The following is a 15,300-nucleotide window of genomic DNA, read 5'->3' as shown; positions in this document are numbered from 1 at the left end:
TCTTTTTTCTGAAGATTTCCCTTTATTCCTGCTCCTCCAGCACCTTTTTAAGGGCTGCGGCTTTTACCAGGCATTCCCGGTATTCATTTTCGGGAATTGAGGCCGCTGTAATGGCACTCCCCACCGAAAAAGACACATACCCCGAAGCTGCGTTGTACAAAATGCTGCGAATAACCACGTTAAAATCGAAATCGCCCGAAGGTTCAAAATAGCCCACGGCACCACTGTAGAGGCCACGTTTTGTTTCTTCCAGCTCTTCAATGACCTGCATGGCAGAGATCTTTGGTGCCCCCGTCATACTGCCCATGGGAAAAGTGCTGCGCAGCACCTCAACCGCGGCAATGCCTTCATCTAATTGAGATTTTATGGTAGAGATCATTTGATGCACCTGCAAAAAGCTGTAGACCCCGCAAAGTTCGGTCACCTCAACGCTGCCCTTTTTTGCTGTTTTTGACAGGTCATTTCGCACCAGGTCTACAATCATGATATTCTCTGAGCGCTCTTTAGGATCTTTTTCAAGCCGAAGCGCCAGTTCTTTATCTTTTTCGGCATCAAAAATTGCCCTGGGGGCAGTTCCTTTTATAGGCTGGGAAATCACCTGCCTGTTTTTCTTCTGAAGGTATCTTTCGGGGGAAGCAGAAAGCAGGTAATGATCGTGATTTTTCAAAAAAGCGGCAAACGGGGGCTCAGAAATGGCATTTAAAGCTAAAAATTTCTGAAAAGGATCAAATTTTACAGCTTCAGCATAGAATTCCTGACAAAAATTGGCCTCATAAATATCTCCCCGCTGAATATGCCCCAACATTTCCTGCACTTTCAGCAAATATTCATCTCTTGAGATGCGCGGCTTCAGCCTGACCTCCCTTTCCGGCTCCGGAAAAATTTCCTCCTGAAAATGCCTTTTTTGAAGGATATGCTCCAGGTCTTCTTCCAGCTCATCATCAACCAGCCCCAGGTAATGCAGTTCGAGCTCATTCTTCCTGACGATGATGAGCTTCTTCGGCTGAAAAAAGAACAATTCGGGAAAAAGGAGTCCGTCGTGGTTTTCACTTTTCAGGTGTTCCACATCATTTTTAAGGTCGTAAGTAAGATACCCAAAAATCCAGTCGGCAGTAGTTTCCTGGTATTCCTTCAGCTTGTCAAAAGCTTCCGAAGCATCGGTTTGAATAGCTGTAAAGGCATCTACGGCAAGCAGGGCCTCAAAATTCGAATAGCTGTCTTCATGCCGGTTGCTATCGAGCCACACCACTTCGTTGAACTGGCGTGCCCAGTGCAAGAGCGCCTTTTTTACTGGAAAATCTTCTTTAATTTTGACCTTTTTGGATATCCTCACTGCGCCTCTTTGATATTTTGCGAGAAAGAAGTGACCACGTCTATAATGCCAAGGTCAAAAACTTCGTTAACCACCAGGCCTTTTTCAGAATCAAAATTCTCGTAGAACTGAGGCAGGCTAAAGCTCTCCACCACTTCTCCCCCAAACCTTGGAAACTGGTTTTTACAGTATTCCAAAGCCGAAGCACCCCCTCGTTTTCCGGGCGAGGTGCTCATTAAAAGTATTTTTTTGCCGGCGAGAAAATTCTTTTCCACACGCGAAAGCCAGTCAATAATATTCTTAAAAAATCCCGAAACATTAGAGTTATACTCGTTTACCGCGATAATAAGAGCAGGGGCTTCAACAATCTTTTTATAGAGGAATTTCACGTTTTCGGGAAAACCTTCTTTTTCCCTCACAATGCTGTACACAGGAAACTCGAGCTCGTGCAGTTCGAGCAGCTCCACCTGCTGATCTGAAATACGCCGGGTGACATTTAGAATTAACTGATGGTTGATTGAAGTTGGGCTGCTGGAGCCGGCAAAAGCCAGGATCTTTGTCATAGTAGTAAAATTGGTAGCCAAAAATACAAAATAGGCGCGGAAGAAATAAAGCTGGCATTAGCTTAAACAAAACCCATAGGCTTTCAATAATTTAAGTTTAACTTTGCCACCTTAAAAATTTACCGCGTGACTTTTCAGGACCTCAAGCTTAGCACTCCGCTTTTAAATGCACTAGAAGATCAAAATATCTCCACCCCCACTCCTATCCAGGAGCAATCTTTACCGGTGATCCTTTCGGGCAGGGATATGGTGGGGATCGCACAGACCGGTACGGGAAAGACCCTGGCTTACCTCCTACCTCTTTTAAAGAGCCTGAAATATTCTGAACAAAAGAACCCGCGTATCCTCATTTTAGTACCCACCCGCGAACTGGTGGTGCAGGTGGTGGAAGAGCTTGAAAAGCTCACCAAATACATCAACACGCGTATTCTTGGAATTTACGGAGGTACCAACATCAACACCCAAAAACAGCTGGTTGCCCGGGGGCTGGACATCCTGGTGGCTACCCCGGGAAGGCTTTACGACCTCGCCATTAACCGCGACCTGCAGTTAAAATCTATACAGAAACTGGTGATTGATGAAGTAGACGTGATGCTCGATTTGGGTTTCAGGTTTCAGCTTACCAATATTTTGGAATTAATTCCCGGGAACCGGCAAAACATTATGTTTTCGGCCACCATGACTGCCGATGTTAAGAAACTAATTGAGGAGAATTTCAAGAATCCCGAAACAGTATCGGTAGCTGCCAGTGGCGCCCCACTGGAAAACATCAACCAGGAAGGATTTGAAGTCCCGAACTTTTACACCAAGGTGAATCTTCTAAAACACCTCCTGGCCGATAAAGAAACTTTTCACAAGGTGCTCATTTTTGCCGGAAATAAAAGAATTGCCGATCGCCTTTTTCAAAACCTCGATCCCCTTTTTCCAGAAGAGTGTACCGTAATCCACTCCAATAAGACCCAAAATTACCGGTTGAGGAGCATAAGGCAGTTTGGGGACGGATTTTGCCGCATACTCGTAGCTACCGACGTTATGGCGCGGGGCCTGGATATTGAGCAGGTAAGCCACGTGATCAATTTTGACACCCCCGCATATCCCGAAAATTACATACACCGCATAGGCCGTACCGGAAGGGCAGAGAAAGAAGGGCATGCCATACTTTTCACCACTCCTTCAGAAACAGATGATCTTGAAAAGATAGAATCCCTGATGGATTTAAAGATCAGTTTGCAGCCGCTGCCCCAGGAAATTCCTGTGTCTACAGAGCTCATCCCGGAGGAACAGCCTAAAGCAAATGAAATTTACAATCCGGGGAAAATTTCCGATGAAGATAAACCTGGGCCTGCATTTCACGAAAAGAAGGAGAAGAACAAAAAGGTGAACCTGGGAGGCTCTTACAGAAGGGAAATCAAGAAAAAATACAAGAAACCCAAGACCCGCGGGGACAAAAACTACAACAGGAAAAAGAAAAAATAGCTGCTGATTTCTGCATTTTTGAGGGTTCATTTTAACAGATCGCTTCCAAATAAAAAGTTAAAGCACTGTAAGATTCTACGGGAAGGAAAATTTCTCTTCGGGTGCTCCCGCATTTTGGATATTTAAACATATCTCCTACACAAGAAAGGTTTTTAAAAGCTTCTTTGTCAGAATTCTGACTGCTGCCTCTTCTCCATTTATCTGGTTTACTAGCACTTTTTAAAAAAAATCGGATTTTTTTTCCGAAGGGAAGTCAATGCCTATGCAGCTTCCGCCAAACTGCAACATATTTTCGGTAAAAATCTGGTACCCTGATGGTTGAGGTATCAAAAAATTATCCTAATTTTAACTTTACTCCCCCTAACAGTATTGTTGAAGAAGCAGCACAAAGTACTGCCCTCTCTAAATTTTCATAGATGCAAAAATCTACCTTTATGCCCGATGAAATCCCTATTGGTGCCATGCACAGCCTGTTCCATGCTTTTAACGGACATGAAAACCAGGAATTTCTTTTGTTCATCAGTTCTGCGGAAGATTTTTCGATAAAGGCTGTGAACTACAGGTTTCTTCAGTATTTCAGGGACCGGCTTCCTGCCCTTGAAGAAAATGTTAGCTTTTACAGGGATAAAATCCATCCTGAAGATTATCCGCAGTTTTTACGACTGTTAAGAAGTACAGAAACCCCGGCTGATGCTAAAGAAAATTCTGAAATACTTCGTTTCAAATCTCCGTTTGGACACTGGAAGCGTTTTCATTTTTCTAGTCGCAGGTATGATGGCTTCAAAGAGAACAATGAGGATTTCATCCTTACTCTTGCCAAACCACTTGACACTTCTAGGGTGCAGGGAAGAAGAGAAGTGGGACTGGAAACCGAACAGTTGCTGCAGGAAAGCCTGAACCGCTATCGTGTGCTCGTAAATTCACTCGACCAGGGATTTGGGGTGGTAGAAATGATATTAGACCTCCAGAAGAATCTTGTAGATTATCTTTTTGTTGAAGTTAACCCCGCGTTTGAAAAACATACAGATTCAAGGAATCCTCTGGGCAAAACCATGAGAGAATTCTATCGCGACCACGAAAGCCACTGGTTTAATACTCTTGGAAAAGTGGCTGCTACGGGTGAACCCCTGCGATTTGAAGATTACGCTACTGCTCATCACCGCTGGTTTGATGTCTATGCCTTTCCCATAGGGAGCTCAAAAAGCCGAAAAGTTGCCTGCCTTTTCTCAGATATCACGCCTCGAAAAGAAGCCGAAGAAAAATTGCAAAGGCTAAATGAAGATCTTGAACTAAAGATAAAAAGCCGTACCCGGGAGCTGGAGGAAAACAACGAACTGCTTCAAATGGTTTTTGACACCGTAAAACAGGGCATCTTTGTTATGAAACCCCTCTTTGGCGAGAATTATGACATTGTAGATTTTACCTATGTGCGGGTAAACAGGATCATTAACCGTTACTACAATCAAAACCAGATGGTAGGGCGAAATTTCCTGAAATACAATCCGGGAGCTGCCGAAAAAGGTGTTTTTGAAGCCTTTAAACAAACCATGCTCACCGGGGAATCTTCCGACTTTGAGATTGAGCTCAACCGCAATGGAAAAAACAACTGGTTCCGAATTTCGGGGCGGCGTCAAAAAGGGCTTCTCATCTGCTCTCTCGAAAATATTACACGGGAAAAAACCAAGTCACAAAAATTAAGGGAAAACAGCAGGTTCAGAAAACAGCTGGTAGAGACCTCGCCCGATGTTATTTTGATTTTTGACCTTTATTCTGAAAGGGTGAGGTGCATTAACAGGGATATATCGGCCGAAGAAGGCATGAGTGCCGAGAAAATAAAAGGCATGGCCCTACTGGATATTCTGCCACTCATTCATCCTCAGGACCGGCAGAAAACCCTTGGCTTTCACAGCGGACTCTTACGGGGAGCCGATGACGACCTGCTCGAAGTGGAATTCAGGTTAAAAGCCAGCGAAAAACAGTGGGAGTGTTACAATGCGAGAGGAAAAGTATTTATGCGCAACGAGAAAGGAAATGTAGTGGAATACATCGTGTTGCTGCGCAATGTGCAATCACAAAAAATGACCCAGCAAGCCCTCATAACTGCTGAAAAATTATCTATTAAAGGAGAGATCGCAAGAACCCTGGCCCACGAGTTAAGGAATCCGCTGGCCAGCATCAGCATGTCTGTAGACATACTTGAAAAGATGAACCAGGAGTCGCACAAAAAGAAACTAAAGAATTATACCGATATCATAAAAAGGAGCACTTCCACGTTAAACAACCTGGTAACCGATCTTTTAACGGCATCAAATTACTCCAAGCCCCAAATGAAAAAGTGCTGCCTGGCAAGAACCACCAATAAAGCCCTGCGCCATGCCAAAGACCGTATTTACCTCACCGGGGTCACTGTTCACAAGAGGTACCGCGGCCCTTATTTCATCAATGCCGATGAGGAGAAACTTCAAATTGCCATTCTTAATATTATCGTCAATGCCAGTGAGGCCATGGTACCAAATGAAGGCCAGCTAACGTTGAGTATCAAGAAAAAGAAGAATACCTACTCTTTAACAGTGACCGATAATGGCTGTGGTATGGAAAAAGAACAGCTGGACAGGCTTTTTGAATCTTTTTACACCCGCAAACCCGGCGGAATGGGAATTGGGCTGTGCTCGGTCAAGAACATACTTGATGATCACGGGGCTACAATAGAAGTGCAAAGCGTTCCCAACGAGGGCACCTCTTTTGTACTTACTTTTCCTGTTCATGAAGATGTTAATAAAGGAAAATAAGCAGGTGAAGTTCAAAAAAAGCGATTATTGTGTATCTTCGGCACTTGTAAGAGAGGGGGATTTTTTAGTGAGTCTCCACCAAAAAAACATTACAAAAGTTGATCGCGATATATGGGGATAATTGATTCCATAGGCAATCTGGTGATGAAGAGCCGGATCGAAGACTTAGAAAATTCCATTAACAATCCTCACGAGACTCAGCAACGGGTCCTGCAGCAACTTCTGGAAACAACTAAGAATACTTACTACGGAAGGAAATTCCATTTTAAAGATATTCATAATTACCGCCAGTTTGTTGAGCAGGTGCCGCTTAACAATTACGAAGACCTTCACCCTTACATTGAATTAATCCTGAAGGGGGAAGCAAATGTACTCTGGCCCACACCCATAAAATGGTTTGCCAAATCATCGGGAACCACGGGGGCTACAAGTAAGATCATCCCGGTTTCTACCGAAGGTCTGGAGCAGTGCCACTATCAGGGGGGCGCGATATGCTCGCATTATATATTCGAAACTATCCCGATGCAAAGTTGTTTTCAGGTAAGAACCTATCCATTGGCGGCAGCCAGGAAGGCAAGCAGGCGGGCAGTAACAGCTATTACATAGCCAACATCTCGGCCATTGTCATGAAAAATCTGCCTTTTTGGGCCCAGTTTGGAAGAACGCCAGGGCTGGAAGTGACCATGATGAACAACTGGGAAGAGAAGATAAAAAAGATCGCCGAAATAACTGCCCAGCAGCGAGTAACCAGCCTTGCCGGCTCCCCCATGTGGATGTTGTTACTGCTTCAGCATATCATCAAAGAGAAAAAGATCACTTACATTCAGGATGTATGGCCAGATCTTGAGGTTTTCTTTCACGGATCGGTTTCTTTTGCACCTTACCGGCCTTTGTTTGAGGAACTCGATAAAAATAAAAGCCTGAGATACCTCGAGATCTTTAATGCTACGGAAGGATTTTTTGCCCTCCAGGATCAAAAAGATGACCCTTCCCTCCTGCTTATGCCCAACTACGGAATTTTTTACGAATTTATTCCCGAAAAGGAATTCCTTTCTGAAAACCCGAAGGTGATCCCGCTGAGTGAGGTGGAAACTGGCAGGAACTACTCAATGGTGATAAGCACAAATTCCGGATTGTGGCGTTACAAGATTGGCGACACCATAAAATTCACCAGCACCAGCCCTTACCGCTTTACCATTAGCGGTCGCACCAAACACTGTATCAATGTTTTTGGGGAAGACCTTTTTGCAGAACATGCCGATAAGGCAATTTCACAGGCCTGCAGGGAAACAGGGGCCATTCTGCGCGATTTTACTGCCGCCCCCTATTTCTATGACCGTCGCAAAAAAGGCTATCACGAGTGGATCATAGAATTTGTGAGGTCTCCTGAAAACATGCAGAATTTCACCGATGTGCTTGACAGGGAACTGGGCAGGTACAATGACGATTATGCCGCAAAAAGGAAGAACGACATTGCCATTGAACGCCCCGTGGTGCGTGAAATGCCTGAAGGTACTTTTTACGAGTGGTTAAAAAGAAAAAACAAGCTGGGTGGCCAGCACAAAATACCGCGTCTTTCCAACAGCCGCGAATTTGTAGAAGAACTGCTGAACATAAGAAGTTCGCTGCAGCCCGAGTTTTAATTTTCGGCCAGCAGTTGGTCAAGCAGCTCTTTAAAACCGGAATCGTTCCAGTTTGCCGAACCTTTTTTATTCACTGCTATTTTGCCATTTTTGGAGATCACCATAGTGGTGGGCAAACTGCGCGACTGCAATTTTTGAGGCGCCATATCCAGCGGCTGGTAAACGGGGAGCCTGTAGTTCTTTTTATCTAAAAACTGCTGGAGTTTGGCGGCTTCTTCAGTAGAGACGAAATAAAAATCAATTTTGTCGCCGTACTCGTTATATAACTTCTGAAAAGAGGGCATTTCAGCAATACATGGAGGGCACCAGGTTGCCCACAGGTTTACTACGGCCACTTTCCCGATACTGCTCTTAAAATTTACCGGCTCTCCTTCCAGGTTTATGAGGTTCCAGTTGTAATCTTCCAGAACTTCGCGCTCATCTTCAGCAATTTTTGACGGGCTAAAAGAAATTACGCGGTTTAGGCCCACCTGTATGGGTTTTCGGGTTTGGGGAACCAACAACAGGATAATGACAATAATAAAAAGGATGTTGGACCAGTTCTTTTTTAAAAATTCCATGTGGTAAATTCTAATTTCTAAAAGTAAGCCGAAAATATTTCCTGTCAAAAATGGCATTTTTGAAGCCCCGTCTTTTTTAGGATTATTAGTATCTTGAAGACCGAACAAAAAATGATAATTGAACATGATCCCCATGAAGAAAACCAGTCTTGGATTAATGACCGCCGTGCTTATTTCGGCATGTGGCTCGGGTAATGCTACTGCTCCTGCCACTCAAAATGATCAAGACCCCACTGTACAAAAAACCACTATGAAAAACGATCTTTTACAAGAATGGACCGGCCCTTATGGCGGTGTGCCTGCCTTTGACGAAATGAAACTGGAAGATCTCCAACCTGCCATGGAACAGGCCATGGCCTCACACCTGGAGGAGGTGCTTATCATTTCCACCAACCCGGCCCCGCCAACTTTTGAGAACACTATACTGGCCATGCAGAAGTCGGGAGAGGCCCTAGACCGCGTTTTTACCTACTACGGAATCTGGAGTAGCAATATGTCTTCGCCCGAATTCAGGGAAATTCAGCAGGTTTTGGCACCAAAGATTTCAGAATACTCCTCAAAAATATCACAGAACAAAGAACTTTTTGAGAGGATAAAAGCGGTGTATGAGCAGTCGCAACAAGATCCGTTACCCTCACAACAGCAACGGGCTGTTGAGCTTATGTATGAAGACTTCGCCATGGAAGGGGCCAATCTTAATGAAGCCGATAAAGAGCGATATGCCCAAATCAACAAAGAACTTTCACGCCTGTACACGCAGTTTAGCAACAATGTTTTGGCCGAGGAAGAAAATTACGTGGTGTACCTTGAAAAAGATCAGCTAAGCGGGCTGCCAGAATCTTTTGTAAAAGCAGCAGCAAAAGCAGCAGCCGATCGCGGAAAAGAAGGCAAATACGCCGTGCTTAACACGCGCTCTTCCATGGATCCATTTCTTACTTATTCTGATGAAAGAGAGCTCAGAAAAGAGGTTTGGGACAATTACTATTCCCGTGGCGACAACGAAGACGAATATGACAACAAGGAGGTCATAGAAGAGATTCTGAAGCTTCGCGATGAGCGGGTAGAACTGCTGGGGTTTGAAAATTATGCCCAGTGGAGATTACAGGACCGCATGGCAAAAACCCCCGAAAGGGCCATGGAACTCATGGAAGCCGTATGGCCTGCAGCATTGGCGCGCGTTGAGGAAGAAGTTGCCGATATGCAAGCTGTGGCCGAGGCCGAAGGCAAAGATATTGTGATCGCCCCCTGGGATTACCGCTACTATGCCGAAAAAGTAAGGCAGCAGAAATACGACCTTGAGTCGGATGAAGTAAAGCAGTACCTGCAGCTCGATAAATTGACGGAAGCGTTGTTCTACACAGCCGACAGGATATTCAATTACAAATTCACCCCTGTGCCACAGGGCACCGTACCTGTTTTTCATGAAGACGTAAAGGTTTGGGAAGTGACCCATAAAGATACCGGCAAACATATTGGCCTTTGGTACCTGGATCCTTATGCCCGCAAAGGAAAAAGATCGGGCGCATGGGCATCTCAATACCGCAGCCATGCAGAAATGGATGAACAGGAAGAAACCGTTCTAGCCTCAAACAATTCCAATTTTGTAAAACCTGCCCAGGGAGAGCCGGCACTGGTTTCCTGGGATGACGCCACTACCTTTTTCCACGAGTTTGGCCATGCCCTGCACTTCTTTTCTTCCGAAGTAAAATACCCAATCCTCAACAGCGGGGTAAGGGATTACACCGAATTTCAATCTCAGCTGCTGGAAAGATGGTTGTCTACAGATGAGGTGATCAATCGCTTTTTGGTACATCATGAAACCGGGGAACCCATTCCGCAGGAACTGGTGGAAAAGATCAAAAAAGCTTCCACTTTCAACCAGGGATTTGCGACCACCGAGTTTCTTGCCTCTGCCCTTATGGATATGAAGTTGCACACCACCGATCCTTCAGAAATTGACATGGGTACTTTTGAGAAAGAAAGTCTTGATGAACTCAACATGCCTTCAGAAATTGTCATGAGACACCGCACCCCACACTTTGGCCACGTATTCTCGGGTGAAGGTTATGCTACAGGATACTACGGATATTTGTGGGCCGATGTGCTGACTTCAGATGCCGCGGAAGCTTTCAGGGAAGCCCCGGGAGGCTTTTACGATGAGAATGTCGCTGAAAAACTTGTGAAGTACCTGTTTGCACCACGAAATGCCATGGATCCTGCTGAAGCTTACCGCCTCTTTAGAGGAAGAGATGCAAATATTGATGCCCTTATGAGAGACAGGGGCTTTCCTGTTCCTTCAGATAAAGAATAGCAGGATTTTTGCACAAACAAGAAGGCCGGAAATAGATCCCGGCCTTTTTTTTTATAGCAGTTCTTTAAAATGATCTTTAAGTGCTTTTTGAGCGGCGTGAAAACCGCACATCCCGTGAACCCCGCCACCCGGAGGGGTAGACGAGGAACAAATATACACCCGCGGATCTGGCGTGGAATAAGGGGAAATTCGCGCCACGGGCCGGGTAAACAGCTGGGTGATATCCTGTCTTCCCCCATTGATATCCCCTCCTACCAGATTGGGGTTGAACTGTTCTAAAGTCGCCGTATTCATGGCAGACCGCGCCAGGATGTTCTCTTTAAAGCCAGGGGCAGCACGTTCAATCTGGTTCTCCAGGATCTCCGAATAATTTGTGGTATCGCCATTTGGCACGTGAATGTATGCCCAGGCGGTATGTTTGCCTTCGGGCGCACGAGTGGCATCAAATGGCGAATGCTGTGCCAGGAGCACATAAGGTGTGTTGGTCATTTCTTTGTTGTGTATGCCTTTTTCCGAAGCTTCGATTTCATCCTGAGAAAATCCGAGGTGAACGGTCGCTGCTTTCCGGCATTTTTCACTGGTAAACGGAATGGGTTCACTTAGGGCCCAGTCCATTTTAAAGACACCCGCACCATATTTATAAGCTTCAAGCCGCTTGCGGTAAAACGAATTAAAGTTTAGCCCTTTTATTTTCAGCAGCTGTTTTGGGGTAAGATCAAAGAGATAGGAATAGGCGTTGGGCAGATCGCGAATATCCTCTATCAGGTGATCGCAGTAGATCTCGCCGCCCAGCGACTTATAGTGCTGCACAAGCGCGTCAAAGAAACTGCCTGCCCCGCCTTTTGGAAAAGGCCAGTTGTATTTATGGGCACTGGTGGTGAGCACCAGCCCAAAAGAAGCCGAAATCAAAGTATTTAGCGGGAGCGTGGAATGAGCGGCCGAGCCATAAAAAAACATCTTCGTTTTCTCATTTTTGAAGTATTTGTTCGCAATCATTTTTGCTGAAGGAAGGGCTTTGAGCCCGAACTTCATGAATTGCAAAGGATGATCGGGAATCCCCAGGGGCCCGAGCAAATCTTTGTTCAGTTTATCCCAGTTCTCAAGCAATGGATTAATAAGGTTGAGATAAGCCTCCCGGTCTTCTCCCAACTGCGCGGCCGTGGCATGAATATCTTTGTAACAGGCATATGCTGTGCCGTCTTTAAATGGATGCGCATAGGCAATCTCGGGAAAAACCCACTCCAGCCCATACTGCTGCAGCGGAAGATCCCTGAAGAAAGGAGAGGCCAGCCCCAGCGGCATAATGGCCGAACCTACATCGTGTTTAAAACCCGGCAGGGTTAATTCCTTTGTTTTAGTGGCGCCACCGGGAACTTCTGCCTGCTCAAAAATGGCAGTTTTTAGTCCTTTTTGCTGTAACCTTAGGGCTGCAGCTATTCCGTTGCTTCCGCACCCTATAATTATTGCATCATATTTTTTAGACATTACGGTAAATCTTTTTCCAGGTCGAGGCTGTTGAGGTATTCTTCAAAGGTGATCTCCCCGTTTTTCTCTCCAACCATATCATGAGTAGTGACAAATTTGAAGTAATGAAGCTTGGCCGAAATATCATCATCAACCATTTCGGGCAGAAACATTCCCCATTCGGCTATTTTTTCGGGAACCGGGATCACTCTTCCGCCAATTTTTTCAGCAATCATATCGGCCATTTCCCGGCGGGTGTGAGTTAAAGGGCCTCCCACTTCTTTTAGATCGGGGCCTTCATGTAAATACCCGACCACCACCCTAGCCAGGTCTTTTTGATGAATGCTGTTGGTCCTGGCTTTTCCGTCTCCCACAATGGGAATAACCTTTCGCTTAGCCATAATAGCCAGGTCGTTAAGGCCTGAAAAAAAACCTACCGGCCTTATAATGGTATAATCAAGGCCTGAAGCTGTAAGTGCATCTTCAAACATCTTGTGAGATTTTGCCACTTCATACTCCAGTGCTTTTTCGGCCCCTTTTATAGAGACGTAAATAAACCTTTTTACGCCATTTTTAATGGCATCATCAAGGATGTTGAAGTTGGCGTAAAAGTCGTTTTCCACGAAAGATTTTCCGCGGTTGGTGAATAAACTTACACTTTTCCCAAGGGTAGAAATCACGATAGAAACATCTTTGGTGATGTCTTTTATGCTGTCATTCCCCTCACTGGCATCGGCTTTCCAAATATCCGTAGTATAAGGAGAGACCTTTTTGGCCCCGTCTTCAGAATGCACCAGCACCCTCACCTCTTTTCCCTGCTGGTGAAGCAGTTTGAGTACTTCCAGGCCCAGGGCCCCGGAAGCTCCGGCTAATAGAATTTTCTCCTTCATGACTATGAGCTTTCTTCCTGAAATTAAAGGAAATAATCTGAAGAAGTAATGGAATTTAAAGGATTAACAAAAAATTAGAGCGTTGCCCGGCCTGCTTTCTCCCGTTCCATTTCACGCCGGCAGAATATTCGGAGTTGTTCCTTGGCTTTAGCAAGCGGCAATTTCCTGCGGTGGGCGCAGGTCACTTTATCGGGTTTCTGGGTGTTGATTAATTTTGAAAGTGCAGCTTTTTCTGAAGAGTTCAACAAATCGAGATGAGGCTTCATCAATTTGTAGGTCGTAATGGCATCCATAACTGATTCTTTTCTTAGCAACGGCTAATGTGTTGTTTATAAATATACTAAAAATTGAAGACATGAGGAAGCTCACTTCCTGATGAACTGCAACCGGGAGAGATAAATTAACTTCAGAAAAAATAAGACAAAGGAAATCTGCCCCTCAGAAAAGGGTATTTTCAGGTTGCGGAGTTGCAGTTATCCTACAATTTCCAAAATGACCAGGACTATGGCGAAAATGGCGATCAGGAAGATCATTCCAAGTACAATAGCAATAATCACTTTTTGAGTAGTAGAGAACTCCACCGTATAGTTGTTCCATATATTTGTTAAAGTGCTCATAGCATGGAGCTTAAGTTCGAATCAAACAGCTTACAACTAATTGATTTTCTTAAATTTACAATAATTTACCAGGATTAACAACAGGCTTTTAAAAAATATTTTTCCCCTCTGCGGAAAGATTTCTGCTCATACCGGCCACTTCTTTTCCTGCCGAAAAAGGAATTATTAAAGTTTTAGCATAATAAAGTATCTGCCTGCCGTATTTTTGTCGCACATGAATCAAAAAAGGAAATATACCGAAGGAGGGATCTTTACGTCCCTTTTCCACCTCGCCGTTCCTATAATCCTGGCCAACATACTTCAAACCGCATATCAGCTAATCGATACTTTTTGGCTGGGAAGGCTCGGGGCCAATGCCGTTGCGGCAGTGAGCATCAGCTTTCCGCTGCTGTTCCTGGTGCTGTCGCTGGGTTCAGGCCTTACCCTGGCAGGAACTGTGCTGGTCTCCCAATATTATGGTGCCGAAGATCAAAAAAGGGTAGATTTCAATTCGTCGCAAACCATATCCCTTATTTTCTTTATTTCGCTGTTCCTTTCGGTGCTTAGTTATTTTGCAGCCGCACCGCTTATGAGGCTTATAGGTGCAGGCCCCGAGATCCTTGAAGATTCGGTAAGCTACTTCCAGGTCTCTTCCATCGGGTTTGTATTCCTCTTTATGTTCTTTTCCTTTCAGTCGCTCATGCGCGGCATAGGGAATGTGATGCTGCCGGTGTATATCGTGCTCTTCACCGTTTTTCTCAATCTTATTTTAGACCCGCTCTTCATATACGGGTTTGGCCCCATTCCCGGTTACGGCGTTGCAGGGGCTGCTGTTGCTAGCATCATCACCCAGGCCCTCTCAGCAACCATAGGCCTGTGGATACTTTTTAGGGGCAGGAGCGGAATAAGGATTCATTTCAACCAGATGAAGCCCCACCTTTCTACCTTAAAACGAATTGTCAACCTTGGAATTCCTGCCAGTATAGAACAGTCTACACGTGCCCTGGGAATGACTTTTATGGTGGTACTGGTAACGGGTTTTGGAAGTGAAGTTGTGGCAGCCTACGGGATTGGTGCCCGAATTTTGAGTTTCATCATCATTCCGGCCCTGGGCCTGGCCATTGCAACAACTTCCCTGGTGGGTCAAAACATTGGTGCCATTAAGATCAAACGAGCTGAAAAGGTAGCCAACCTGAGCAGCCAGATCGCCTTTTTTGGCCTTACCGGAATGGGGATCCTCATGTTCTTTTTTGCTGTGCCCATCACCGCCTTTTTTATTCCCAACGACCCTGATGTCATCAATGATGCCGCCTATTTCATTAAGATCATGGCTCCCAGCTTCGGACTTCTAGGGGTGCAACAGGTACTCAACGGGGTGTTTAACGGTGCGGGCTTCACCAAAGCCTCTATGCTCATCTCCATACTCAACCTTTGGATCATCAGGTTCCCGGTGGCTTTTATGCTTTCCCACAAGACCGATCTTAGTTACGAAGGAATCTGGTGGGCTTTTCCCATTTCCAACCTCATTGCTGCCCTGGCTGCTTTTATTTACTTTAAGCAGGGGTATTGGAAGTTAAGGCTGTTCAAAAGAAGGAATTAAAAGCGGTTTTACCGATTCACAATAGCTTAACAATTATCTTTTTTTGCTGTTAAAAGTCTTTTCCTTCCGTTCCAAAAAAGGCATTTTTGATTCGTA

11 protein-coding genes and 1 pseudogene are annotated in these 15,300 nt (G+C 45.1%); 5 read left to right on the top strand and 7 right to left on the bottom strand.

The features are described from left to right. Positions 1–22 precede the first annotated feature (22 nt). Entirely contained in the window at positions 23–1,333 is a 1,311-nt protein-coding gene (locus JRG66_RS11995; RefSeq protein ID WP_265163004.1) for an anthranilate synthase component I family protein, read from the bottom strand. Further along, positions 1,330–1,875 (bottom strand): NADPH-dependent FMN reductase, encoded by a 546-nt coding sequence (locus JRG66_RS11990; RefSeq protein WP_265163003.1) that lies wholly within the window; start codon positions 1,873–1,875, stop codon positions 1,330–1,332. The genes JRG66_RS11995 and JRG66_RS11990 overlap by 4 nt, the downstream gene beginning before the upstream one ends. 126 nt (positions 1,876–2,001) lie before the next feature. On the opposite strand from JRG66_RS11990, the gene JRG66_RS11985 reads away from it, so the two are divergent. The 3 genes and pseudogenes from JRG66_RS11985 to JRG66_RS15750 all read left to right on the top strand — a co-directional run bounded on the left by JRG66_RS11985 (position 2,002) and on the right by JRG66_RS15750 (position 7,783). After that, positions 2,002–3,351, top strand: a complete 1,350-nt coding sequence (locus tag JRG66_RS11985; RefSeq protein WP_265163002.1) for a DEAD/DEAH box helicase — start codon at positions 2,002–2,004, stop codon at positions 3,349–3,351. A gap of 416 nt (positions 3,352–3,767) precedes the next feature. Next, entirely contained in the window at positions 3,768–6,140 is a 2,373-nt protein-coding gene (locus JRG66_RS11980) for an ATP-binding protein (protein ID WP_265163001.1), read from the top strand. A gap of 111 nt (positions 6,141–6,251) precedes the next feature. Beyond that, positions 6,252–7,783, top strand: a pseudogene (locus JRG66_RS15750) (GH3 auxin-responsive promoter family protein). Here JRG66_RS15750 and JRG66_RS11970 read toward each other — a convergent pair. Further along, positions 7,780–8,343 (bottom strand): TlpA family protein disulfide reductase, encoded by a 564-nt coding sequence (locus tag JRG66_RS11970; RefSeq protein WP_265163000.1) that lies wholly within the window; start codon positions 8,341–8,343, stop codon positions 7,780–7,782. The pseudogene JRG66_RS15750 and the gene JRG66_RS11970 sit on opposite strands and share 4 nt — an antisense overlap. Positions 8,344–8,467: 124 nt before the next feature. Here JRG66_RS11970 and JRG66_RS11965 point away from each other — a divergent pair, with 124 nt between their 5' ends. After that, positions 8,468–10,654: a M3 family metallopeptidase gene (locus JRG66_RS11965; protein ID WP_371875348.1), complete on the top strand. Its 2,187-nt coding sequence runs from the start codon at positions 8,468–8,470 to the stop codon at positions 10,652–10,654. 51 nt (positions 10,655–10,705) lie between these two features. Here the strand turns inward: JRG66_RS11965 and JRG66_RS11960 are convergent, their stop codons facing one another. The 4 genes from JRG66_RS11960 to JRG66_RS11945 form a co-directional block, all read right to left on the bottom strand. After that, a complete protein-coding gene (locus JRG66_RS11960; protein ID WP_265162998.1) occupies positions 10,706–12,139 on the bottom strand; it encodes a phytoene desaturase family protein in 1,434 nt (477 codons plus the stop codon). After that, on the bottom strand, positions 12,139–13,008 hold the full coding sequence (locus tag JRG66_RS11955; protein WP_265162997.1) for an SDR family oxidoreductase: 870 nt from the start codon (positions 13,006–13,008) through the stop codon (positions 12,139–12,141). Before JRG66_RS11955 ends, JRG66_RS11960 begins: the two co-directional genes overlap by 1 nt. A 74-nt stretch (positions 13,009–13,082) precedes the next feature. After that, positions 13,083–13,301: a hypothetical protein gene (locus JRG66_RS11950; RefSeq protein WP_265162996.1), complete on the bottom strand. Its 219-nt coding sequence runs from the start codon at positions 13,299–13,301 to the stop codon at positions 13,083–13,085. A 180-nt stretch (positions 13,302–13,481) separates the two neighbouring features. Beyond that, positions 13,482–13,625: a hypothetical protein gene (locus JRG66_RS11945; RefSeq protein ID WP_265162995.1), complete on the bottom strand. Its 144-nt coding sequence runs from the start codon at positions 13,623–13,625 to the stop codon at positions 13,482–13,484. Positions 13,626–13,839: 214 nt separating this feature from the next. Here JRG66_RS11945 and JRG66_RS11940 point away from each other — a divergent pair, with 214 nt between their 5' ends. Continuing rightward, positions 13,840–15,204 carry an MATE family efflux transporter gene (locus JRG66_RS11940; protein ID WP_265162994.1) on the top strand — a complete coding sequence of 455 codons (1,365 nt, stop codon included), beginning with the start codon at positions 13,840–13,842 and terminating at the stop codon, positions 15,202–15,204. The last annotated feature ends 96 nt before the right edge of the window (positions 15,205–15,300 follow it).

The organism is Salinimicrobium tongyeongense (genome assembly GCF_026109735.1).
Lineage (GTDB): Bacteria > Bacteroidota > Bacteroidia > Flavobacteriales > Flavobacteriaceae > Salinimicrobium > Salinimicrobium tongyeongense.
This window is presented reverse-complemented; position numbering and strand designations above follow the sequence as displayed.